The organism is Pantoea sp. NPDC088449, from assembly GCF_044753225.1.
Taxonomy (GTDB): Bacteria; Pseudomonadota; Gammaproteobacteria; order Enterobacterales; family Enterobacteriaceae; genus Pantoea; species Pantoea floridensis.
Genome location: NZ_JBIVMT010000004.1, coordinates 290,943 through 314,788 on the forward strand (window position 1 = coordinate 290,943; position 23,846 = coordinate 314,788).

Consider the following 23,846-nt stretch of genomic DNA (forward strand, 5'->3'; position numbering starts at 1 on the left):
CTCAGGCGACGCCGCGCAGGCCGGCAGCGGTTTGCGGGAAGGGCACAAAGCCCGGCAGCGCTTCGATACGGCGCAAGAGTGCGTTCACCGCCGGGTAGCCGGAAAGGTCGACGTTGCCTTCTGGTGCGCCCACGATATAGCTGTACTGTGCGATGTCAGCGATGGTTGGGCCATCGCCCACCAGCCATTCACGGTTCTGGAGGTGGTTTTCTATGCGTGACAGCACCAGGTGCGCGCGGGCGATGACCTCTTCCGCATTAAACGGCCGTCCAAACACGGTAATCAAGCGCGCTGCTGCCGGACCAAACGCGATATCGCCCGCTGCGACGGTCAGCCAGCGCTGTACCGCTGCTGCGCCCTGTGCATCTTCCGGCAGCCACTCGCTGCGGCCGGTTTTCTTTGCCAGATAGACCAGAATGGCGTTGGAATCGGCAATAAACGTACCGTCATCCTCCAGCACCGGCACTTGCCCGAACGGGTTCATGGCGAGAAATTCCGGCGTGTGGTGCTCGCCCGCTTTGAGATCAACATCGATAATTTCATGCGGTAAACCGAGCAGCGACAGAAACAGGCGTGCACGGTGTGCATGGCCGGAAAGGGGGAAATGATAGAGTTTCATCGTGTGCTTCCTTAGGTGATGCTCGGGACGATCCCGAGCCATGCCATAAGGTTCGCACAGACGATTTAGCGGCAGAATAGCCGAATTAGCGAAGTCATTATTGCGAAAAATGGAAGAGTCATGCTGTGCGCTTCGGCGTTATTTTTTCGCCTCAACGCCCGGCGTGGCAGAGCGAACCAAATACTGTTCCGTCACCACCGGCAGATTGTTCAGCGTCCATTCTGCCATCGCAATTTCCTGTTCACGAATACGATTAAAGATATCGACGCTTTCATGATCGTTGAGATGCTGGGCTGCGGCTATCAGCGAGGTGTAACTGGCAATCTCAAGATGCTCAAACACATTTCCGCTGATCGCGCCTTTCACCACTTCATCCTCTACCATCATGCCGCCCATTGCCTGACCAAAAGCGGATATTTTGCCGGCGATATTTTTTAATACCGATTGCGAGGTGGAGTAGCGGTCAATTACGCTTTGTACCAGCACCTGATGCTGGCGAGTTTCATCTATATGCTGTTCAACGCGTAATTTGAGATCGGGATAGTGCTCAAGGCGTGAGGCCATTTTTTCCAGCATACTTTCCGCTTGTTTTTCCATGGCATGGGCATCTCTGACCCAATCGAGAAAGTGTGTTTCGCTGTTATTGCTCATAATATGCTACCTTATTGAAAATAGGGTGCTGCGGCTATTTCACCTATTAATTGCTAGCCGCAGAGACGTTACTCAGGCGATTTATCCACGACGCGACGGCTTTTTTTTCCACCTTTTCTCCCTGCTTCAATAGCGCGTTCCGGATTATTACGGAAATTACCGCCGCTAAGCTGGCCGCCTTTTTTTCCCGCTTCGCGGGCTCTTTCTGGGTCCATGGCAAAATTGCCAGAACCGCCACGTGGTGTTGTCATGATTATTGCCTCAAAAAGTTAGATAACTATTATTTCAGTTACACCTTAAGGCTAGTCGTTAAAGCCTAACGCACAAGGCGGACTAATTAGGAGTTATCTTATCGGTATTGAAAAGGCTCGATTATTTCTTAGGGTTTGCTTAATTATTTTTCGCGTAAGAATAAATAAATTTTCCTGGCTTGATTGTGTGCCAGGTAATTATCCGTACCGCTTATATTTATTTTTAATTTCCAAGCTGATGAAATCAATCATCATTAATATTACTTTTTTGTTATGCTGAGAAATGATTGTGAATCGGATTATTAGCCCTTTTCTTGTAAGGGCTATGAATCATTTATTTACTTATATCGGGCGACTTAATTTCACCAGCACCTGTGCACCGCCATTTTTCTCCAGTCGACACACGTCGAATCACAGTATGCACGAGCCATAGCGGCGCAATTCATTGCGCCGCTATGGAAGGTGGGATGATTCAACCCGCACTGGGTTAAATCAGAGGGCTTCTGCCACGCTGGCTTTGGACGTAATAAACTGCACTACCGCACGCGTCACCTCGGCGGTGTTGGCCGTGCCGCCGACATCCGGGGTCAAAATGCCTTTGGCGCAGACAAACTCAATACCTTGCATAATTAGCGCCGCCGCGTCGCGCTCGCCGAGATGCTCCAGCATCTGTACTGCGGTCCAGAAGGTGGCGATCGGGTTGGCAATGCCTTTGCCGGTGATATCAAACGCTGAGCCGTGAATCGGTTCGAACATCGACGGGAAGCGACGCTCGGGATCGATATTGGCGGTCGGCGCCACGCCGAGGCTGCCCGCCAGCGCACCCGCCAGATCCGACAGAATATCGGCGTGCAGGTTGGTGGCCACGATGGTGTCGAGGCTTTGTGGATGCAGCGTCATGCGGTGCGTCATGGCATCAACCAGCATTTTGTCCCACTGCACATCCGGAAACTCGATCGCCACTTCGGCGGCAATCTCATCCCACATCACCATGCCGTGACGCTGGGCGTTGGATTTGGTCACCACGGTGAGCAGCTTACGCGGGCGCGACTGCGCCAGTTTGAAGGCATAACGCATGATGCGCGTTACGCCGACGCGGGTGAAAATCGCCACTTCGGTACCGACTTCCTCCGGCAAACCACGGTGCGCCCGCCCGCCGTTGCCGGAATATTCGCCTTCTGAGTTCTCCCGCACGATGACCCAATCAAGATCGCCAGGACCGCGATTGCGCAGCGGTGACGTCACGCCCGGCAGGATTTTGGTGGGGCGCACGTTGGCGTACTGATCAAAGCCCTGACAGATCGGCAGACGCAAACCCCACAGCGTGATGTGATCCGGCACGTCAGGCGCACCCACCGCACCGAAGTAAATCGCATCGAACTTCTTCAGCGTTTGCAGGCCATCTTCCGGCATCATCACGCCGTGTTGTTTGTAGTAATCCGAACCCCAGTCAAAGGTCTCGACATTGAACTTCAGCTGCGGATCCTGGTGCGTTAGCGCGTGCAAGACTTCCACACCGGCAGAGATCACTTCCGGGCCAATGCCGTCTGCGGGAATAGCGGCAATCGAATAGTTACGCATGTTGTATCTCCAGATTAATGAGTATGAGGATGAGGAAGCTCCGCCGTTTGCGGCTTATTGCCGCGGGTGGAGAGCAGCAGAACCACGATGGCGGAGATCGCCAGCAGTCCCGCCACGAAATAGAGTCCCCAGCTGTAGCTGCCGGTTTGCTGGCGAATCACGCCAATCATCATCGGACCGACAAAACCGCCGAGGTTGCCAATCGAGTTGATGGTGGCGATGCCCGCTGCCGCCGCTGGACCACTGAGGAACAGCGTCGGCATGCTCCACAGCGGCGGTTTGGCGGCGCTGATGCCGACGGTGACCAGCGTCAGTGCGATAATCACCGTAAACAGCGTGCTGACGTTGCCGGCATAAATCAGTCCGGCCGCCGCCAGTAAACAGGCGCCGATCACGTGCCAGCTGCGCTCTTTGGTGCGATCCGAATGGCGCGCCCAGAGGATCATGCCGATCACGCCAATTACCGCCGGGAAGGCATTGAGGAAACCGATCTCCATTGAGGATGCGCCAAAGCTACGGATGATTTGCGGTGACCAGATGCCCAGCGTGTACAAGCCCGCCGAGGTGCCGAAATAGACCAGCGCCAGCGCTAACACGCGCTTATCGGCCAGTCCGCGCCATGCGCTGCTGTGGCTCTGCCTGGTGGCGCGCGCCTGCTCTTCCGCCCGCAGGGTGTTTTCCAGCCAGGCGCGCTCCTCATCGTTCAGCCACTTGGCTTTTGCTGGCCGATCGGTGAGGTAGAACAGCACCACGATGCCGAACAGCAGCGCCGGGATGGCTTCCAGCACAAACATCCATTGCCAGCCGGCGTAGCCTAGCAGGCCGTGCATCTCAAGCAGCGCAGCAGAAATTGGCGAACCGAGCGCCGTCGAAAGCGGTGCGGCAGCCATAAAGATGGCGGTGACCTGCGCGCGTTTCGCCGCCGGGAACCAGTAGCTGAGATAGAGAATGATGCCGGGGAAGAATCCGGCTTCCGCTACGCCGAGCAGGAAGCGCAACACATAGAAGCTGGTGGTGCCCTGCACGAAGGCCATGCAGCCGGAGACTAATCCCCAGGTGATCATCACGCGGGCGATCCAGATGCGTGCGCCGACTTTGTGCAGAATTAAATTTGACGGTACTTCAAACAGGAAATAACCGAGAAAGAAAATTCCGGCACCAAAACCAAACACCGTGGGCGAGAAACCTAAATCCTGATTCATGGTTAATGCAGCAAAACCAATATTGACGCGATCGAGAAAGGCGATGAAGTAGAGCAGCATGATGAAGGGCACAATGCGTAACGTCACTTTACGCATCACCCTTTTTTCGAGGTGAGAGTTCATATTAACGTGCTCCAGATTGTGTAGGGGTAGTATTATTTTTTTGTCTTCGCGTTCAGTATGCAGTTTTGCTTTGGTGGATCATCAGGCGTGGATTATATAAAGTATTTGCATAATCAACGGGCGAGGGAAATGTGGATATAAATCAATTGCGTTGTTTTGTCGCCGTGGGTAAAGAACTCCATTTCGGGCGCGCTGCTCAAAGAATGGAAATGATGCCTGCGTCACTTTCTCGCTTCATTCGTTTACTGGAAGAAGACCTTGGCGTGCGCTTGTTAAATCGCTCGACGCGTAATGTTTCATTAACCGCCGAAGGCGCGATATTTTTTGATGAGGCCAGCAAATTAATCGATCAATTTGATGCGCTGGCGCAGCGATTTAAAGTCGGATTAAACGATGAGCGTCGTACATTACGCATTGGCGCCATTGATAGCGCCGCGCGCGGATTAGTTCCGGCGTTGCTTAACTTATTTGTGCCACTGCATCCGCACAGTGATATTCATATTATTGAAGACAAAACCATTAATTTAATTCCGAAATTAAAATCGGGCTGGCTGGATATGATTTTTATCCGCGAACCGCAAAGTATTGATGCGTCTTTAGCGGTGCGCTTTATTACCCGTGAAAGCTGCGTGCTGGCGGTGCCAATTCAGCATGCGCTGGCGCAGCGCGAACGGGTGGCGGTGGTGGATTTCCAGCATGAAGCGATGATTATTCCCGATCGCCGCACGCGCCCGCACAGCCACGATTTGACGATGAGTTTGTTCAAACTGGCGGGACTCACGCCGCACATCGCGCAGTTCGCCGAAGAGAAACAAACCATTCTGAGTTTGGTGTCGGCCGGTTTGGGATTGGCCGTGGTGCCCGCGTCGTACCGCACGATGAACAGCGACAGCGTGCGCTACATAGCGCTGGATCTGCCCGAACAAATCAAAGGCTTGCCGCTCAGTATTGCCTGGCAAAAGGGCAACGAAGACGCGTTTTTACTCGAGATGCTGCGGCTGCTGCATGAGAATGAATGTGAGTTGACGGAGAAGTTGTGATTTCCCTCACCCTAACCCTCTCCCAGAAGGAGAGGGAATGATTAGGTGGGAGAAAATGCTGAATTCCGCAGAGGACGGTTCCCTCTCCCAGAAGGAGAGGGAATGATTAGTTGGGAGAAAATGCTGAATTCCGCAGAGGACGGTTCCCTCTCCCGCCTGCGGGAGAGGGCTAGGGTGAGGGACAAAGCGCACTGTCCACCCAGTGGCTAATTGCCGTGACTCTCTCTATGATGAAAACTTTCCCGCGCCAATGTCGGGAGTGATCAATGAGTTAGGGAAAAATCGCGCGATGACCATTTTAAACGACCTGGATTTGCGGCAGCTGGAGGCCTTCTCGGCGGTGATCTCTGCCGGTAGCGTTACGGCGGCAGCAAAGGCGCTCAATCGCTCGCAGCCGGCGGTGTCGCGCTTGATTCAGGAACTGGAACAGTCGCTCGGTTATCCGCTGTTTATCCGCAACGGCCCGCGTATCCATCCTTCGGAAGAGGCATTGCAGCTGCATCAATACGTGCAGAAAGCGCTGCTTTCTTTGCAGCAAATTCGCCTGCGCGCGCAGGAGATCGCCCATCAGCAGCATCGTCCACTGAGTATTGCCGCCACGCCCGCGCTGGCGGCGGGATTGCTGCCGCAGGCGCTGGCCGCGCTTAATTTGCAGAACAAAGTGCAGATCATCAGCGAATCCGCAGTTAATACCGCGCATGCCGTGATCACCGCAGAGGCCGATCTCGGTCTGTGTAGCTTGCCGCTGGAGCATCACGCGGTAGAGCTGCACTGGATTGGGCAGTCGCAGTGCGTCGTGGCGCTGCCGGAGAACGATGAGCTGGCGGCGCAAACGCGGCTGTCGCTCAGCAGCCTGGCGGGACGCCGTTTGATTGCGCCGTGGAGCCCGCAACGTCTGCGCGGGCGCTATGAAAAGGCGCTGAAAAAGGTCAAAACGCCGCTGCAGGAAACCATCGAGACTAACTCCTCCGCCAATATTCTCGGCTGTGTGCGCGCCGGATTGGGCGTAGCGATCCTTGAGCCGGTGACCGGTTGGGGCATGCCGCTGGCCGGTGTGGCGATTCGTCCGCTGGAGGAGGATATTCCGTACTACTTTGGCGTGATCACGCCGCAGGGGCGACAAATCTCCACCGCTGCGCAAGCCTTGGTGGAAGCCTTAGCCGACGCTGCGGCTCATCTGCTGCCAGGCTTTGAGCGTCTGCCTGCCAGCGAGCATCCGCGCATTATGCGCCTGATTAATCAGGATTAAACAACAGTGCGGGTATCAACAAGGTCGTCATAAATGACGACCCTACAATCGCCCCGTGCAGCTCTTTCCCATGATAAATGACGACCAACCCGTAGGGTCGCCATTTATGGCGACCGCCAGCCAGCTCCCACCTCGCTTATAACAATTTCGGCATAAGATATAAGAAATACATTGGTCAAAAGCTGAGCGAGATTGTTGACTCCGTTTTAGGGCAAGAGGATTATGCGAAACCTTAGCTCTTACTATGTGATTTGGTGATTAAAGCACGCTAACTATGTGTTATCGGGATAATGAAAATGCATAGTCACCAATGCACTTTAGTGGTTTCGCCAGTTTGCTGGCCGCCGCTTATTTCAGGGAAAACGCGTATGACGAATGCTGCCGACGGTCTTGCCGCGCTGGAAGCTCAGCTGCAGCAGGATCTGGAATATCTTGAACTGCCTGCAAAATCCTGGGTGCCAGCGCGCACGCAGGATGGCGCCCCGGTGCGTGATGTGGTGGTGATCGGTGCCGGTATGTGCGGCCTGGCGGCGCTGGCCAAATTGCAGCTTACCGGCATCAGCAACGTGGTGGCCTACGATGCCGCGCCCGCCGGGCTGGAAGGTCCGTGGGTGACCTTTGCGCGCATGGAAACGTTGCGTTCACCGAAGTCACTGCATGGCCCGGCACTCGGCATGGCGCAGCTGACGTTCCGCGCGTGGTTCACCGCGCAATGGGGCAAAGAAGCCTGGCAGGAGCTGGATAAAATTCCCAAAGCGCAGTGGATGGATTATCTGATTTGGTATCGCAAGGTGCTGAATCTGCCGGTGCGCAACAATGTGCGCGTCACCAATATTACTTTCGAAGGTGAGTTAATCGCGCTCGATCTTAGTGGTGCCGAAACCGGCCGGATTTACACCCGCCGTTTGGTGCTGGCTACCGGACGCTCTGGCCTTGGCGGTTTTGCCGTGCCGGACTTCCTGCAAGGCATTGACCGCAAATTCTGGGCGCACTCCGCCGACGACATTGATTTCGCGGCCCTGCAGGGCAAACGCATTGCGGTGATTGGCGCGGGTGCATCGTCGATGGATAACGCCGCCACCGCGCTGGAAAACGGTGCCGGTGCAGTAGATCTATTGATCCGTCGCCCACAGATGCCGCGCATTAACAAAATGACCGGCATCGGCAGCCAGGGCGTGGTGCACGGGATGTATCAATTGCCGGACGCGTGGAAATGGAAGTTTGTGGATTACACTGCTACCACGCAAACGCCACCGCCGCGTTCTTCGACGCTGCGCGTTTCACGTCATGCCAATGCACGCTTCTTCCTCAACTGCGGCATCAAAGCGGTAAAACAGCAGGCCGAGGGTTTGCTGATCGAAACCACTCAGGGCGCGCTGCGCTACGACTTTTTGATTGCCGCCACTGGCTTTAGCAACGATTTCCACGGACGCCCAGAGTTTGCCGCCATCGCACCGCACATCCGCAGCTGGCGCGACGGGCGTTATCAGCCAGAAATGGGCGCGCCGCGTGCCAATCTGCTCGAAGCGCCGGATCTCGGTCCCGCCTTTGAGTTCCGCGAATTGACGCCCGGCGCGTGTTCCGGACTGGCGCATATTCACTGCTTCAACGATGCGGCGATGCTGACGCACGGCAAAGTCTCCGGCGATATTCCGGCGGTGAGCGCCGGTGCCGATCGTCTGGTGCGCGGCATCAGCGCGTCGCTGTTTGCCGAAGATGTCGAGCAGCATTACGCCAACTTACAGGCTTTTGACACCCCTGAATTGCAGGGTGATGAATGGGTGGATTCCACGCCCTTACTCAACCAGGAGAACGCGCAGTGAGTGACGCAATTGATCGCGCCGTTGGCTTAAACGCTGAAGATGCGCTGTACGCTACACGCCGCCTGCGCCCGGAATTTGTGGATGGCGCTGAGCAGTGCCGGCTGTCGGTATTGGCACCTAATGACGATCAGGGCTTAGCGCCGGATGTGCGTTTGGCGCTGGCGCAACGCATGGCGCAGTTGAATGGCGATGCCGAGCTGCAGCGCGATTATCAGGCGCAGCTGGCGGCGTTGCAGCCATCAGACGCGCTGCTGACGCTGGCGGCCGGTGCCAGCGATCTGGCTGAGCCGCTGGCGACTATCGCGCGGCATACCGATCTCGTTACCCGGCAGCTGATGAACGCCACCGAGCAGCACATTCGCCTGCTGGAACAGGCAGGATTGAGTAATCCACAGATCGTGGCGCTCTCAGAGCTGATCGCTTTTGTTAACTTCCAGACGCGCGTCGCGGCCGGATTACGTTTGTTGAGGTCTGCATGATTCCGTCGGTTAATCTCAAGCCGCTGCACTGGCATCCTTACATCGCGCCGGTTGAGGTGGCAGATGCCACGCCCGCGCAGCTTGATGCGATGAAAGTGACGCCCTCGAACAAGAAGATCTCCGAGTATGTGCGCACGCTGGCGCACGATCCCGACAGCTACGTGGCGCGTACCGTGCTGTTCAACGCCATTATGTATGTCGATGGCGGGCTGGATCGTGCAGATCGCGAGCTCGGTGCACTGGGCGCTTCAATCGTTAACGGCTGCAAATATTGCGCGGTGGTGCATGCGCGCCGCCATGCGCAGCTGGCAGAAAGTGATGCGGTAGTGAGTGCGATTTACTTCGATCGTGCCGATGTGCTCGGCGAGCGTGATGCGGCGATCTACCGTTTTGCCCGTCGCCTGTCCGTCACGCCGTCAGAGGCCAGCGCCGAGGATATGGCGGCACTGCGCGCGGTCGGCATGAACGATCAGGAGATTATCGATCTGATCCACGCCATCGCCATTTTTGGCTGGGCCAACCGTCTGATGCATGTGCTTGGCCATGCTGACCTGAACAAATAGGGGCTGCTGCATGTTAGAACTCAACGATATCAAGCTCGCTTATGGCAGCACGCCGATCCTGAAAGGCGTCGATCTATCGGTAAAACGTGGTGACGTGGTGTCGATCATCGGACCAAGCGGCACCGGTAAAACCACGCTGCTGCGCTGCATTAACTATCTGGCGAAACCGGCGTCCGGCACTATTCAGCTCGATCAGATCCGCATGGATTATCAGGCTCCGGACAAAGCGGCGATCCAGGCGATCCGCCTGCGCACCGCGATGGTGTTCCAGCAGTTCAACGTCTTCAAAAATATGACGGTGCTGGAAAACGTGATGGATCCGCTGATCGTCATCCAGCGTAAAAGCAAACAGCAGGCGCGCGATATCGCGGTGCAAGAGCTGGAGCGCGTCGGTCTGGGCGCCAAGCTGGATCACTATCCGTCGCAGCTTTCCGGCGGCCAGCTGCAGCGTACCGGCATCGCTCGCGCGCTGGCGGTGCGTCCCGACGTGATGCTGTTTGATGAGCCAACCTCATCGCTCGATCCGGAGCTGGTGGGCGAGGTGCTGAAAGTGATTAAAGACGTGGCGTCGTCCGGCATTACCTCGCTGCTGGTGACGCACGAGATGCAGTTCGCCAAAAGCATCTCCAATCGCATCGTGTTTATGGATCAGGGCGTGGTGGCCGCGCAGGGCAGCCCGACTGAGATGTTTGATAATCCCACCCTGCCGCGCCTTGCTCAGTTCCTCAACTCAGAACGCGTATTCTAATAATTAAAGGAATCAACCACATGCCTGCAATCAAAACCACATTACGTCGCCTGGCCGTGCCTGGCATCATCGCACTGGCGCTCATTAGCGGTAACAGCTTTGCTGACGCCGTGCGCACCATCAAAATCGCCACCGCGGCGGAATCGAAACCGCTGTCGTGGGGCGCAATTGGTCACGAGCCGCAGGGTTACGAGCCGGACGTGCTGAAAGCCATCAACGCCAGGCTGCCGCAGTACAAATTCGTCATGGAAGGGGCGGCGGATATCGCCCAGGAGACCGGTCTGGCGACCGGTAAATATGACATGGCGACCGGCGGTTATTACAAAGCGCCGACCCGCAGCAAACAGTTCCTGATCCCGGATGCGCCGATCGGCGCCAGCCTGATGAAGATCTACAGCCGCAGCGATAGCAACATCAACGGCATGAAAGATCTGGTCGGTAAGAACATCGTGCCGGTGACTGCTGGCGGCGGCGTATACAAATTTGTGACCCAGTGGCAGCAGGAAAATCCGAACGACAAAGTGGCGATCAAGGCGTCGAGCGCCGGCGTGCCGTATCCGGATCGCCTGAAAGAAGTGCAAAGCGGTAAATATGATGCGCTGATCCTGCCTTCTAACCTCGGCGAGCAGACGGTGATCGACAATCAGAAGCTGGCGATCAAAGCCAGCGAGCCGGTGGCCATCAACAACACTTACGTGCTGATTCACCGCTCTGCTGAAAACCAGGCGCTGAACGATGACATCAACAAAACGCTGCAGCAGCTGAAGGCCGACGGCACGCTGGATAAGCTGGCGCAGAAGTGGTTCGGCGAAGACGTCACTAAATACATGAAGTAAGCGATTCACCTGAAGCCGCTGCGCCCGGTGCTGAGCCGGGCGCTGCTTCATTGTTAGCAGGAGTGTTTCACCGTGAATCTGACTTCGATGATTCCCGAGCTGCTCTCGGCGCTGCCGTTGACGCTCGGCATAATGTTTGTCGCGATGATCGTCGGGTTCTTCCTGGCGCTGATCGCCACCGTGTTCCGCGTGCGCCGCATCCCAGTAATTAGCCAGGTTGTGGATCTGTACGTCTCGTACGCGCGCAGCGTGCCGGTGGTGCTGCAGCTGTTTGTCGCCTTTTATGGCCTGCCGCTGGTGGCCGAGCAGTTTGGTTTCAGCGATTTTGTCACCGCCAATATCGCAGCGATGATTGGCCTGAGTCTTTACCACGGCGGTTATCTGTCGGAAGTGATGCGTCCGGCCTTTCTTGCCGTGGAGCGCGGCCAGCATGACGCCGCCGACAGCATGGGTTACAGCTTTCGCCAGAAAATGCTGCGCATTGTCGGTCCGCAGGCGGTGCACTATGCGCTGCCGGGCTACGGCAATGCGATTATCTATCTGATTCATAACGTGGCGTTGGTGATGTACATCGGTGCGGCGGATGTCATGGCGACGGCGCATCTAATTATGGAACGTGACTACAACCAATATCAGTTCGGTACCTATCTGGTGCTGGCGGTGCTCTATTCGCTGCTGTGCGGCGTGGCCTGGTTGATTATCCGTTTCTTCGAACAACGTCACGCGAAGTACAGCTCAAAAACCGCTGCGCGCGTTAAATTCACCAGCGTCTGATAAAGGGGAGCAACCATGTTTGATCTTGAGGTTTTGCTGCCGGACTTCTGGAGCATTCTCGATGCGGTGCCGGTTACGCTGCTGATGGCGGTGACGGTGTTTATCTGCTCAACGCTGCTCGGCGGGCTGTTTGCCTTTGTCGAGCATCGCCGCATTCCGGTACTGCGGCAGTTGGTGATTGCATACAAAATTGCCTTTAAAGGCGTGCCGATGGTGGTGGTAATTTTCCTCGCCTATTACGGTTTACCACCGGCGCTGCACTTTGTTGCCACACTGTTTGGCGTGGAAGTGAATGCGCACTCGCTGCCGAACTGGGTGATTATCATTGTCGCGCTCAGCGCCTGCGTGGCGGCGTTCCAGGCGGAAGTGTGGAAGGGCGCGCTGAATTCGTTTGATAGCGGCCAATCGGATGCGGCGCTATCGCTGGGCTATAGCGGCGGCCAGCTGTTCCGCCGCGTGATGTTTCCGCAAATTATTGTGGCGGCGATCCCCGATCTGGCGAATGCCTTTATGGTGATCATGAAAGCGCTGTCGCTGGCGTTTGCTATCGAAGTGGTGGATATCTTCGCTCAGGCGCAGTTGACTGCGGCGCTGAATTTCTACTACCTCGAAGCCTTCCTGATTGCGGTGGTGTTCTACATGGTGATTGCATATGTGGTTACCAAGATTGCCGACAAGATTGAGGCGGCGCTGCGGGTGCGGACGTAAATCCTGGTCGCCATAAATGGCGACCCTACAAAACCCGCATACCCAATCACGTAGGGTGCGCATTTATGCGCACCTTTTTTATCGCTATCATAACTTTCATTATGCAAGTTACTTGCAAAATGAAAGTCACTCTGTAACAGTATCCCGCATCAGAAAGATGCGGATACCCAATCATGAAAAACCAACCCCTCTACAATATGCCGTGCCCCATCGCGCGCAGCCTGGGCCGTATTGGCGATGGCTGGAGCATGCTGATCATGCGTGATGCGCTGGCTGGCTTCACGCGTTTCGATGAGTTCCAGAAAAGCAGCGGCGTGGCACCCAACATTTTGTCGCGTCGGCTGAAAGAGCTGGTTGAAGATGGCCTGCTGCAGAAGGTGTGTTACAGCACCAGCCCCGCGCGCTATGAATATCACCTCACGCCTGCCGGACGTGATTTCCGCAGCGTGATTCTGGCGCTGGCAGAGTGGGGCAGCACCCACTTCTCGCCGGAAGGACGCCAGATACAGCTGGTAGAAACCGCCACGCAGCGTCCGGTGAAGATGCAGCTGGTCGATAGCGAGAATGGTGAGCCGCTTACCCTGGACAAATATCAGATGGTACCCGGCCCGGCGGCGGTGCCGATGATGCACTATCGCCATGACTATCTGCAGAAAAAACGCGCCGGTGATAACGCCCAGAAATTCGCGCCGCCTTCGCTGACAGAGCCGCAATCATGATGCTGACGCGCAAAAAATCTGCGCTGTTGCTGGCGCTGGCGGCGGCAGGTATCGCGCTGGCCGGTTACGGTTATTACTGGTGGCACACCGCGCGCTTTATGCCTTCAACTGATGATGCCTACGTCGGCGCGGATATCAGCGCCATCTCGGCTAAAGTCTCCGGCTACATTCACACCATTGCGGTGCAGGATAACGCGCAGGTAAAGCAGGGCGATCTGCTGGTTCAGCTGGATAACCGTGATTATCTCGCGGCGGTGGAGCAGGCCTCGGGTGAAGTGGCCGCGCAGCAAGCGGCGCTGAGTGATATCGCCGCCACTCGTCAGCTGCAGCTCGCCACCATTGCCGGTGCGCACGCCTCGCTGCTGGCGGCGCAGGCGGTGACGCAAAAAACCACCTCCGATCAGCGGCGCTACACCCTGCTGGCCAGCAGTGCGGCGGTGTCACAGCAGATCCGCGATCATGCGCAGGCCGATTACCATCAGGCGATTGCCGAAGAGAGCAAAACCCGCGCCGATAAAACGGTGGCGGAGCGACAGCTTCAGGTGTTAGACGCGCGTGAACTGCAGGCGAAAGCGGCATTGACCAAAGCACAGGCCGGGCTGGCGATGGCGAAGCTCAATCTTGAGTACACCGAAATTCGTGCGCCTTTTGCGGGTGTGGTGGGCAACCGTCGCGCGTGGTCCGGTTCGTTCGTCAGCAGCGGCACGCAGCTGCTGTCGCTGGTGCCGTCGCACGGCTTATGGATCGACGCCAATTTCAAAGAGAGCCAGCTGGCGAACATGCAGCCGGGACAGGCGGCGCACATCGTTGCCGATGTGTTACCAGGCCGCACCTTTAGCGGCCACGTTGCCAGCTTATCCCCGGCAACCGGTTCACGCTTCAGCATCCTGCCTGCAGAAAATGCTACCGGCAACTTCACCAAAATTGTCCAGCGCGTGCCGGTGCGCATCGTGCTGGAGGGCGATGATGCGGCGCTCGGCCTGCTGCGTCCCGGCTTGTCGGTGACGGTCACGGTGGATGAGAGAAGCGCGCGATGAGCAGCGTCGCCGCACCGCTGGTGGCGCCGGCGCAAATGCCGGTGAGCAAGAAAATAGTGGCCTTCGCCACGCTGTGCATCGGCATGTTTATTGCGCTGCTGGATATCCAGATCGTGTCGGCGTCGCTACGTGATATCGGTGGCGGCTTGTCGGCCGGCGATGATGAAACCGTGTGGGTGCAGACCAGTTATCTGATCGCGGAGATCATCATCATTCCGCTCTCCGGCTGGCTGGCGAGCGTGATGTCAACGCGCTGGCTGTTTGCCGCTTCGGCCTGCGGATTCACCATCATGAGTCTGCTGTGCGGTTGGGCATGGAACATTCAAAGCATGATTGCCTTCCGCGCGCTGCAGGGATTAGCCGGCGGTTCGATGATTCCGCTGGTGTTCACTTCCGCGTTTGCCTTTTTTCAGGGCAAGCAGCGGGTGATTGCGGCGGCTACGGTGGGCGCGCTGGCCTCCCTGGCGCCGACGCTGGGGCCGACGGTGGGCGGCTGGATTACCGACAACTACAGCTGGCACTGGCTATTCTTCATCAACATCATTCCCGGCATTTACATTACTGTTGCCGTGCCGCTGCTGGTGAAAATCGACGCGCCGAATCGTGAACTGCTGCGTGGCGCCGATTACTTCAGCATTGTGCTGCTGGCGGCGTCGCTCGGCTATCTGGAATACACGCTGGAAGAGGGGCCGCGCTGGGGCTGGTTTGACGATAGCACCATCGCTACCACCGGTTGGATTGCGCTGGTGTGCGGCGTGTTTTTTATTGTTCGTACGCTGCATCACGCCAGACCCATCATGGATTTACGCGCGCTGAAAGATCCTGGTTTTAGCCTCGGCTGTTACTTCTCATTTATGGCCGGTGTCGGCATCTTCGCCACCATTTATCTCACGCCGCTGTTTCTCAGCCAGGTGCGAGGGTTCAGCGCGCTGGAGATCGGGATGGCGATCTTCTCTACCGGTATTTTTCAGATCCTGTCGATCCCACTGTATGCCTGGCTGGCGAATCGCGTCGATCTGCGCATTCTACTGGCGTTTGGCCTGATGAGTTTTGGCGTGTCGATGTACTTTTTTGTGCCAATCACCCACGACTGGGGCGCCAAAGAGCTGCTGTTTCCGCAGGCGTTTCGCGGCATGGCGCAGCAGTTTGCCGTGGCGCCTACGGTAACGCTGACTTTGGGTAGCCTGCCCCCGGCGCGACTAAAATTAGCTTCAGGGCTGTTTAATCTGATGCGCAACCTCGGTGGCGCTATCGGTATCGCGCTGTGTGGCACGGTGCTCAACGATCGTACCAATCTGCACTTCAGCCGTCTGGCTGACCATCTCAACTCTGCCAGCCTGACGTTGGGTGACTATCTGCAATCACGCACGCTGGCGCTCATCGGCAGCGGCCTGAGTTCGGATGCGGCGCACACTGCGGCGCTGCAATCGCTGGCGCAGTTGACGCTCCGCGAGGCGCGCACGCAGGCATTTTCAGACGCATTCTGGCTGATTATGGTCGGATTTTGTATCGCCGCGCTGCTGGTTCCTTTTATGAAAAAGCCCGCGGCTTAAGGAGTTATCAATGAAACGTATTGTTATTACTGGCATGGGGCTGGTCTCGCCACTGGGTTGCGGCACGGAGGCGGTGTGGCAGTCGCTGCTGGCGGGAAAATCCGGCATCAGCGCGCTGCCGCCGGAGATGGTGCAGGATATCGCCTGTAAAGTAGCGGGCCAGGTGCCGACGCCAGAGCAGGATGCGCAGCACGGTTTTAACCCCGACGGCATTATCGCCGCCAAAGATCGCAAGAAAATGGATCGCTTTATCGAGTTCGCGCTGGTGGCTGCCCATGAAGCGCTGGCGCAGGCCAACTGGTCGCCGCAGGATGTGGCACAGCAGCAGCGTACTGCCACGGTGATCGCCACCGGCATCGGCGGCTTTAACGAAATCGCCAACGCGGTAGAAACCACCGCAGCGCGTGGACCTCGCCGTCTGTCGCCGTTCACCATTCCTTCGTTTCTCGCCAACCTGGCGGCGGGACACGTCTCGATTGCGCACGGTTTTCGCGGACCGATTGGTGCCCCGGTGACCGCCTGTGCGGCGGGGGCGCAGGCGATTGGCGATGCGGCGCGACTGATTCGCAGCGGCGAGGCGGATATTGCGCTGTGTGGCGGTACCGAAGCGGCGATTCATCGCGTCAGCCTGGCCGGTTTTGCCGCCGCAAAGGCGATGTCGGGCGGCTTTAACGATCGTCCGCAGCAGGCTTCGCGTCCGTTCGATCGCGACCGCGATGGCTTTGTGATGGGCGAGGGCGCCGGGTTACTGGTGATTGAATCGCTGGAGCATGCGCAGGCGCGCGGCGCTACGCCGCTGGCCGAGCTGGTGGGCTACGGCACCAGCGCCGATGCTTATCATCTCACCGCCGGCCCGGAAAATGGTGAAGGCGCGCGCCGGGCGATGGAAACTGCGCTGGCGCAGGCGGGCATCGCGGCTGCGGAGGTACAGCACATTAATGCGCATGCCACCTCGACGCCGGTGGGCGATAAAGGCGAGCTGGCGGCAATCCGTTCGCTCTTCGCGGGAAGCAAAGTGGCGATCACCTCAACCAAATCCGCTACCGGACATCTGCTGGGAGCGGCGGGTGGCGTGGAGGCGATCTTCTCCATTCTGGCGCTACGCGACCAGATTGCGCCGCCCACGCTGAACCTGCAAAATCCGGATGAGGCGGCGGCCGGGCTCAATCTGGTGGCGCTCACCGCACAGCCAACGGCGATGACCTATGCGCTATCGAATGGGTTTGGCTTCGGTGGGGTTAATGCCAGTTTGTTGTTTAAAGCCTGGCGATAGATTTCCTATAATGGGGCAACGATAGCGTGCAGGAATGGCCCCTTTGACTCCGGAATCCGAAACTCAGCAGCTGGCGGAAGAGCTCCGTCAGCTTGTCAGCCAGTTCGTGCGTAATGTGCGGGTTGGTACTGCGACCGTGCGCACTTCGCAGTATGAAACCTTAGATTTGCTCGAAAGCCATCAGTCGCTCTCCATCGCCGAGCTCGCGCGGCTGCGCGGCGTGAAGCATCAAAGTATGCGGTTGGTGATTAACGAGCTGGAGTCGCAAGGTTTGGTACTGCGGCAAAAAAGCGCGCAGGACGCGCGAGCGCAGGTGATTGTGTTGAGCGATCGCGCACGCGCACACCTGGTCACGGCACGCGAACAGCGCACGGAGTGGATTGCGGCGCGCATTAACGCCAGCCTTGAGCAATCCGATCGTGACGATCTGCAGAAAGGCTTGGCTGCATTGCGCAAGCTGCTTTAAACCGACGGGCTGGCGCTACGCAGGTGATTGATCACCGCCGCCAGCGTGTTCATCCCCCAATGTTCAACGTATTGTCCGTTTTCAATGCGTACCATATCGATCACGGCGATCGTCACGGCTAAACCGGTGGGCGCAATGCCCATCAGCCATCCGCTGTGAACGCCGCCAATGCTTTTGCGCGTAGTGACCCAATCGCGCTCGGCGATTTGCTCCTCAATATTCACCTGTAAATCGGAGAGCGCGGGGCGCAGGATCCGATCAAAGGTGTGCCACAAACTTTCGCGATCGTTGGGTGCGCCCGCGGGTGCTGAGCGGTTAACGAAGTGTGCGGCGACGAGCCGATCAAAGGCCTGACGATCCCCCTCGGCCATCACTTGTTGGTTAAAGCGACGCACAACGGCTTTGTTCTGTTCAGACATGGTGATTCTCCGCAATATATACAGTTTAACTGTATATATTTAACGGCAAACGAGGATCAGGGATTTGTTAAGTTGTGCTTTATACGAAGTTTGCTGCATTCTGATGCCCTCACCCCAGCCCTCTCCCACAGGGAGAGGGAGCAGAAAGAGCCATTTACCGTGAAAGAGAGGGAGTGAGATAATGTTCGATGGGGCGCGATCGGTTCCCTCTCCCGCGTGCGGGAGAGGGTTAGGGTGAGGGGAAAAAACGCACCAAACTCAACGCTTACCCAGCGCTTCCCACAGCCCTAGCAGGTAGGTAGTACCCAGCGCGCGATCGTACAAACCATAGCCCGGACGACCGGTTTCGCCCCAGATAAAGCGACCATGATCCGAGCGGATGTAGCCATCGAAGCCGTTGTCGTACATCGATTGCAGCACTTTATACATATCCAGCGAGCCGTACTCCGTTGGGTGCGCGCACTCGTAGAAATCTTTGTCCTGAATAATTTTGATGTTACGCACGTGGGCAAAGGGAATGCGCCTGCGGCGAGAGAACTCGGCCAGAATGGCGTACACGTCATTGCTGGGATCTTCCGCAATCGATCCGGTACAAAGCGTGATGCCGTTAGCTTCGGAATCCACCACGTTACAGATCCAGTCAAGATCGTCGCGATTTTTCACCACGCGCGGCAGGCCAAAGATCGAATACGGCGGATCGTCCGGATGGATCGCCATCTTCACGCCCACCTCTTCACACACCGGGATCACCGCCTTGAGGAAGTAGGCGAGGTTTTCACGCAGCTTTGCGTCATCCACATCTTTGTATTGGGCAAACAGATCCTGCACTTTTGCCAGACGTTCGGGTTCCCAGCCGGGCAGGGCGAAACCATTCGCATTGCCGAGCACTTCCTGCACCACTTCATCAAGGCTCTTATCAATGCCTTTCTTCTCGAAAGCCATGGTGAGCGAGCCGTCGGGCAAAACATAGTTCATGTCGGTCTTCATCCAGTCGAACACCGGCATGAAGTTGTAGCAGATCACCTTAACGCCCGCGTTGGCCAGATTGCGGATGCTCTGCTGGTAATTTTCAATGTAGCGATCGCGGCTGGGCAGGCCGATTTTAATGTCGTCATGAATATTGACGCTTTCGATCACTTCCACCGTCAGACCGGCGGCGTGCACCTGCTCAACCAGCGCATTAATCTTTTCGACAGGCCAGGTTTCACCCACCGGCACGTCATAGAGCGCGCCAACCACGCCACGTACGCCCGGCACCTGGCGAATATATTCCAGCGAAACTTTATCTTCTTTCGGACCAAACCAACGCATTGTCAGCTGCATAATGTCATCCACCGTCATCGTGTCTGTGATGACTGATAAACTACCATTCTAGTAAACATGCTGACAACACGGCACCAACTATAAGCCTTGATCCGCGTCACAGAACACAATTTATCCGCCAGGTTCGGCCTTAATGGTGCAGCACGCCGCTGAAGTGATCCTTGTATTTGAATAATTCCAGATCGGATCGCAGCCCCAGTTTGCGCAGCGCAGTCTGCTTTTGCCCGCTGATGGTTTTGCGGCTGCGCGCATATTTCACCGCGATCTGCGTGATGCTCAAGCCATCAAGATAGCAGCGGATCACTTCGATCTCGCGTGGGCTGAGATCGCGCAGCAGCAGTTTGAGCTCATCACCCAGTTCGCGTGGCATTAAGTAGTCATGCATCTCCCGATCGCTTTCCTGGAACTTATCCATCTCCAGCAACATCTCTGAGGTGAGAAAACGCTTGTTGCGGCACACCTGATGAATAGCAGTCACTAATACTTCCTGCTCTTCGCTCTTACCGATAAAACCATGTACACCCGCTTTTAACAGCAGCTGGACAATGGCCGGTTTCTCCATCGACGAGGAGACCAGAATTTTCAAATCGGGATAGCGCAGGCGAAGCTGTTTCACCATCTGCAAGCCGTCGAGATCCTCTTCGCCCAGCATGTAATCGAGTACCAGCACATCCACCGAATTCTGCTGCAGGAAACTCATCAGCTGCTGACGCTGGGCAAAAGTACCCACCAGCTCCAGCTCGGGTTCCTGTGCCAGGCGATATTGAATCGCTTTGCCAATCAGCGGATGGTCATCTAATACGGCGACCTGCCAAATCGCAGTTTCTTTCATGGTTTCACCTCATCAATGTGGTTTTTTTCTAGTGTATGTAGGAACAGTTCTTCCAGCTGCGCCACGGCAGCGATAACCGCTGGCAACTGCTGCTGCAGCAGCGCATGATCTTCTTCTTCAGCCGCTTGCTCGGCAGCGAGGCTGCTGTGTTGTAACGCTTCGGCATGCAGTAGCTTGGCGCTGCCGAGCAATTGGTGTGCGGTGCGGCGTGCGCTGGCAAAATTCGCTTCTTCCGTCGCCAGCTTTAGCTGCGCAAGATCGCGCGCGTTCTGCTGCTGGGCGGTGGTCACCAAATCGTGCCAGGCTTGCGGATCGTTGGCCGCAAGGTTTTCCAGTGTGAGTAATGTGTCAGGGCGTGAATGAGTCGGTGGTGCTCCCGTCACCACTTTCAGCAACTGCGTGCTTTCCAGCGGTTTAAACAGGCAACCATTCATCCCCGCCTGAATGGCGAGCTGGGCAACGCGCTCTTCCGCCATGGCCGTGAGGCCATAAATGGGGACGATGCGGCGATTAAGGCGCTTCTCTTCTATACGGAGCTGACGGGTAAACTCGAAGCCGTCCATGCCGGGCATGTTGCAGTCGGTGATTACGCGATCGATTTCATGCTCACGCCATAATGTCAGCGCCGCTTCACCGCCATCCGCGACTAAAACGTGATGCCCGGCGTAACGCAGCTGCTGTGCCAACAGCAGCTGGTTGGTGGCGTTATCATCAACAATCAGCATGCGCAGTGATACGTGGGCAATGTCATCTACCTGCTCAGGCTCAACCTCTGCTTCAAACAGCGTGCTGGGCTGAGCGCTGAAGCGCAGCATAAATACGCTGCCTACTCCAGGCTCACTCTCAACGTGCAGCTCCGCTTCCAGCATCGCCGCCAGACGGCGGCAAATATTGAGCCCAAGTCCGGTACCGCTGACGCGGTTAGTGCCTTGATCAACCTGAATAAAGGGATCGAAAATAGCCTGCTGTTGTTCGGGCGTTAAACCCGAGCCGCTGTCACACACTTCCAGCACATAGTCGGGTTTACTGGTATCCGCTTGATACAGTACGACTTCAACTGCGCCGCTGGTGGTGAATTTGATGGCATTACTCACCAGATTCGACAAGATTTGCTTTAAAGCGACCGGATCAAACATCACACAATCCTGGTCAATTTCCAGTATCACATTCAGCGCTATGCCTTTATTGAGTGCCACCTGGTGGAATAGCGCTTCGGTGTCGTGAATCACATCGCTGAGCGACATCGTCATCGGGCGAATGCTGAAATGGCCGGATTCGATCTTCGCCAGATCAAGGATGTCGCCAACCAGCGAAAGCAGTGAACGCGAGGACTGCCACGCCAGATCGATATTCTTCTGCCGCTGCTGCTGATCGCTCTGCCCTAAATGCTCGATTTCCAGCAGGCCAATCAGCGCCGCCAGCGGCGTGCGGATTTCGTGGCTCATGTGGGAGAGGAAGGTACTTTTCGCCTCGCTGGAACGTAAAGCTGCCCGCTTGGCTTTGTGCACATCCTCCAGCAGCGTTTCGATGTAGTGCAGCTGCTGGCCCATCTCCTCTTCATGCTTGCGTTGCTTCGCGAGTGAGGATTTCAACAGGTGGTTACGCCACAGGAAGAACAGCAAAAACAGGCCAGCGCCTATGCCGAAACGCAGCATATAACTGCGATAGCTCTGCCATGAGGTGCTGGTGGCGGGCGGCGTGTACTTAATCCAGCGTTCCATCAGCGATTGGATGGTGGGCTGCGGAATATCTGACAGCGCTTTATTCAGGATTGAAATGAGATGTTTATCCGCAACATTGGCGGCCATTGCCATGCGAAACATCGGTAATGGGGCGACAAACGCCACTTTGAAACGGTCATTGAAGTGGTTATTGAGTAAAAACTGTGCCGATTCATAAGGCACGATAAAACCGTCTACCTGTTTATCCTGCAGCTGCCCGAGAAAATCAATCGAGACGGCATTTTCAACAAAATCTACCTCCGGCCAGCTACGACGAAGGTCGTTACGGTAATAAACGCGTTCATACAGACCCATGCGTTTGCCTGCCATCTCATCCAGGCTGTGCCATTTACTCTCTTTTCGCGTGACGACCACCCAGGGTGAATAGATATATGAGCGCGAATAGCGGATATGTTTATTTTGTTGCGAAGCCGCGTCGCTCACCGCCAATAGCGAATGAGGCTGCTTGACCAGCGCATCACGCATCCTGTTTAAGCCATGCGTCGCTTGGTATTGAAAATGAATTCCCGTGCGTTGAGAGATGAGATTGAGCAGCTCTACGCTCAATCCCACCACGCGCTGTTTGGCATCGACAAAAGTAAAAGGGAGGTGCGAGGGATCGTAAAATACGGTGATATCGCGATGCTGCTCCAGCCATTTAGCCTCTTCATCACTGAGATCGAGGGGATGATTTTTCACTACCGAGCGATAATCCAGGCCCCAGGCCTCGGCGATTTGCACGGCGTTACGCAGTGGGATATTGGCGAGAATCTCATTAATGGCGGTGATAAGCGGATGATTGTCAGCGCGGGTGGCAAAACGGGCATCAACGTCATTGGTGTAGGGCGTGTCGTGTGACTCAATAATATTTTGCAGGCCGCGTTGCGATAAGTAACGCTGCGTGGCGGTATTGCTCCAAAACACCGTGTTGTTGCTCAATGCTGTTTCGGTGTACGCCCATAAATGCGGTGAAGCGGGCACTAAATAGGCCTTTGGATAACGCTGATGTAATAAGTTTTTGAGTGCGGTATCGCCGAAAAACATGAGTCGGTAATTAGCGTCTTTCAATTCCCGATCAAATTTTGCCTGACGACGACTAATTAACACGCTCTGTGCCAGCGAATAGGGGATGCTCAGTTCGAGATGTGTGTCCTGGTTGGCTGCCTGGGTGTAATAGGGAGTGAGATCAATCTCGCCGGCTCGCAGCGCATCCACCATTTGCTGACGGGTGTCATATAACGTGATCTTCACCGGCAGGTTCATGGTTTTAGCGATGATGGCCAGGTAGTCAGCCGATAAGCCTTCGTAAGTTCCTTTTTCAAATTCAACCATATAGGGCGGAATGGCATTGTTCCATACGCCAACGCGCAGTACGGGATGACGCGACAGCCAGCGTTGGCTCGATGGGCTCAGCGACACTTCAGGAGAGACGAGTCCGTAACGTGGCGTGAAAGTTAATGGGGCAGCGCTCCAGGCTGAGAGACAGAGGCTCCACAGAACGATCATGCTTAGAATACGTATTACCACGACTCATCTCTTCCTTTTCGCTAACGGCGTCATGCACTGCCAGCGTGGCTGTGCAACTTTCTGGCGCAATCTTGACGCGCCCAATGACATCTCACAGCGGCACGCTGTTAAGCAGGAATTAAATGGCAGCTGAGAAAATTCTGGTAAATGACGGCTGAATGGGGCTATCGAATCGCCATTGGCGGGTAGCGGATGTGAGTGGATTTTACTAAAAGCTGGCGCTTAAATTAGTGAAGTTCGCTGTTTTTACCGGTTACATTCGACGTTACTCCTGAGGTTGCTGCAATTTACCGCTACTAATCGGCTTTTCATTTGTTTTATTTACAGAA

Annotated in this window: 23 protein-coding genes; 14 read left to right on the forward strand and 9 right to left on the reverse strand. The window is 56.2% G+C overall.

The window, feature by feature from the left end:
- Position 1 precedes the first annotated feature (1 nt).
- From ACIP6T_RS18720 to ACIP6T_RS18740, 5 genes are all read right to left on the reverse strand, one after another.
- Positions 2 to 619: a glutathione S-transferase family protein gene (locus ACIP6T_RS18720; protein ID WP_400458329.1), complete on the reverse strand. Its 618-nt coding sequence runs from the start codon at positions 617 to 619 to the stop codon at positions 2 to 4.
- Between the two features lie 138 nt (positions 620 to 757).
- Positions 758 to 1,270 carry a ferritin-like domain-containing protein gene (locus ACIP6T_RS18725; protein WP_097096047.1) on the reverse strand — a complete coding sequence of 171 codons (513 nt, stop codon included), beginning with the start codon at positions 1,268 to 1,270 and terminating at the stop codon, positions 758 to 760.
- A 68-nt stretch (positions 1,271 to 1,338) separates the two neighbouring features.
- The gene (locus ACIP6T_RS18730) at positions 1,339 to 1,521 is read right to left on the reverse strand and encodes a general stress protein (protein WP_007893075.1); all 183 of its coding nucleotides are present in this window, start codon (positions 1,519 to 1,521) and stop codon (positions 1,339 to 1,341) included.
- A gap of 492 nt (positions 1,522 to 2,013) precedes the next feature.
- The gene (locus ACIP6T_RS18735; RefSeq protein WP_400458331.1) at positions 2,014 to 3,102 is read right to left on the reverse strand and encodes a tartrate dehydrogenase; all 1,089 of its coding nucleotides are present in this window, start codon (positions 3,100 to 3,102) and stop codon (positions 2,014 to 2,016) included.
- 14 nt (positions 3,103 to 3,116) lie between these two features.
- Positions 3,117 to 4,427 (reverse strand): MFS transporter, encoded by a 1,311-nt coding sequence (locus ACIP6T_RS18740; RefSeq protein WP_097096049.1) that lies wholly within the window; start codon positions 4,425 to 4,427, stop codon positions 3,117 to 3,119.
- 131 nt (positions 4,428 to 4,558) lie between these two features.
- Here ACIP6T_RS18740 and ACIP6T_RS18745 point away from each other — a divergent pair, with 131 nt between their 5' ends.
- From ACIP6T_RS18745 to ACIP6T_RS18810, 14 genes are all read left to right on the forward strand, one after another.
- Entirely contained in the window at positions 4,559 to 5,467 is a 909-nt protein-coding gene (locus ACIP6T_RS18745) for a LysR family transcriptional regulator (protein ID WP_400458333.1), read from the forward strand.
- A gap of 289 nt (positions 5,468 to 5,756) precedes the next feature.
- Positions 5,757 to 6,716 (forward strand): LysR family transcriptional regulator, encoded by a 960-nt coding sequence (locus ACIP6T_RS18750; protein ID WP_400458335.1) that lies wholly within the window; start codon positions 5,757 to 5,759, stop codon positions 6,714 to 6,716.
- A 368-nt stretch (positions 6,717 to 7,084) separates the two neighbouring features.
- Positions 7,085 to 8,539, forward strand: a complete 1,455-nt coding sequence (locus ACIP6T_RS18755) for an NAD(P)-binding domain-containing protein (protein WP_400458337.1) — start codon at positions 7,085 to 7,087, stop codon at positions 8,537 to 8,539.
- Positions 8,536 to 9,018: a CMD domain-containing protein gene (locus ACIP6T_RS18760; RefSeq protein WP_400458339.1), complete on the forward strand. Its 483-nt coding sequence runs from the start codon at positions 8,536 to 8,538 to the stop codon at positions 9,016 to 9,018. The genes ACIP6T_RS18755 and ACIP6T_RS18760 overlap by 4 nt, the downstream gene beginning before the upstream one ends.
- A complete protein-coding gene (locus ACIP6T_RS18765) occupies positions 9,015 to 9,581 on the forward strand; it encodes a peroxidase-related enzyme (RefSeq protein ID WP_179452163.1) in 567 nt (188 codons plus the stop codon). Before ACIP6T_RS18760 ends, ACIP6T_RS18765 begins: the two co-directional genes overlap by 4 nt.
- Before the next feature lie 10 nt (positions 9,582 to 9,591).
- Positions 9,592 to 10,329: an amino acid ABC transporter ATP-binding protein gene (locus ACIP6T_RS18770; RefSeq protein WP_049850676.1), complete on the forward strand. Its 738-nt coding sequence runs from the start codon at positions 9,592 to 9,594 to the stop codon at positions 10,327 to 10,329.
- Positions 10,330 to 10,349: 20 nt separating this feature from the next.
- Positions 10,350 to 11,165, forward strand: a complete 816-nt coding sequence (locus tag ACIP6T_RS18775) for a transporter substrate-binding domain-containing protein (RefSeq protein ID WP_097096056.1) — start codon at positions 10,350 to 10,352, stop codon at positions 11,163 to 11,165.
- Between the two features lie 87 nt (positions 11,166 to 11,252).
- Positions 11,253 to 11,939, forward strand: a complete 687-nt coding sequence (locus ACIP6T_RS18780) for an amino acid ABC transporter permease (protein ID WP_320204511.1) — start codon at positions 11,253 to 11,255, stop codon at positions 11,937 to 11,939.
- A 15-nt stretch (positions 11,940 to 11,954) separates the two neighbouring features.
- On the forward strand, positions 11,955 to 12,647 hold the full coding sequence (locus ACIP6T_RS18785; protein ID WP_097096058.1) for an amino acid ABC transporter permease: 693 nt from the start codon (positions 11,955 to 11,957) through the stop codon (positions 12,645 to 12,647).
- 173 nt (positions 12,648 to 12,820) lie between these two features.
- Entirely contained in the window at positions 12,821 to 13,366 is a 546-nt protein-coding gene (locus ACIP6T_RS18790) for a helix-turn-helix domain-containing protein (protein ID WP_345828333.1), read from the forward strand.
- The gene (locus ACIP6T_RS18795; RefSeq protein ID WP_400458342.1) at positions 13,363 to 14,403 is read left to right on the forward strand and encodes an HlyD family secretion protein; all 1,041 of its coding nucleotides are present in this window, start codon (positions 13,363 to 13,365) and stop codon (positions 14,401 to 14,403) included. Before ACIP6T_RS18790 ends, ACIP6T_RS18795 begins: the two co-directional genes overlap by 4 nt.
- Positions 14,400 to 15,956, forward strand: coding sequence for a DHA2 family efflux MFS transporter permease subunit (locus ACIP6T_RS18800; RefSeq protein ID WP_400458344.1), 1,557 nt, complete (start codon positions 14,400 to 14,402; stop codon positions 15,954 to 15,956). Before ACIP6T_RS18795 ends, ACIP6T_RS18800 begins: the two co-directional genes overlap by 4 nt.
- Positions 15,957 to 15,966: 10 nt before the next feature.
- Entirely contained in the window at positions 15,967 to 17,229 is a 1,263-nt protein-coding gene (gene fabF, locus ACIP6T_RS18805; protein WP_097096062.1) for a beta-ketoacyl-ACP synthase II, read from the forward strand.
- Positions 17,230 to 17,263: 34 nt separating this feature from the next.
- Entirely contained in the window at positions 17,264 to 17,695 is a 432-nt protein-coding gene (locus ACIP6T_RS18810) for a MarR family winged helix-turn-helix transcriptional regulator (protein ID WP_400458346.1), read from the forward strand.
- Here the strand turns inward: ACIP6T_RS18810 and ACIP6T_RS18815 are convergent.
- The 4 genes from ACIP6T_RS18815 to ACIP6T_RS18830 form a co-directional block, all read right to left on the reverse strand.
- Positions 17,692 to 18,114, reverse strand: a complete 423-nt coding sequence (locus ACIP6T_RS18815) for an ester cyclase (protein ID WP_400458347.1) — start codon at positions 18,112 to 18,114, stop codon at positions 17,692 to 17,694. The genes ACIP6T_RS18810 and ACIP6T_RS18815 overlap by 4 nt on opposite strands.
- A gap of 258 nt (positions 18,115 to 18,372) precedes the next feature.
- On the reverse strand, positions 18,373 to 19,437 hold the full coding sequence (gene uxuA / locus ACIP6T_RS18820; protein WP_097097649.1) for a mannonate dehydratase: 1,065 nt from the start codon (positions 19,435 to 19,437) through the stop codon (positions 18,373 to 18,375).
- 130 nt (positions 19,438 to 19,567) lie between these two features.
- Positions 19,568 to 20,269, reverse strand: coding sequence for a response regulator transcription factor (locus tag ACIP6T_RS18825; protein WP_097096065.1), 702 nt, complete (start codon positions 20,267 to 20,269; stop codon positions 19,568 to 19,570).
- A complete protein-coding gene (locus tag ACIP6T_RS18830) occupies positions 20,266 to 23,517 on the reverse strand; it encodes a transporter substrate-binding domain-containing protein (RefSeq protein WP_400458350.1) in 3,252 nt (1,083 codons plus the stop codon). Before ACIP6T_RS18830 ends, ACIP6T_RS18825 begins: the two co-directional genes overlap by 4 nt.
- Between the last annotated feature and the right edge of the window lie 329 nt (positions 23,518 to 23,846).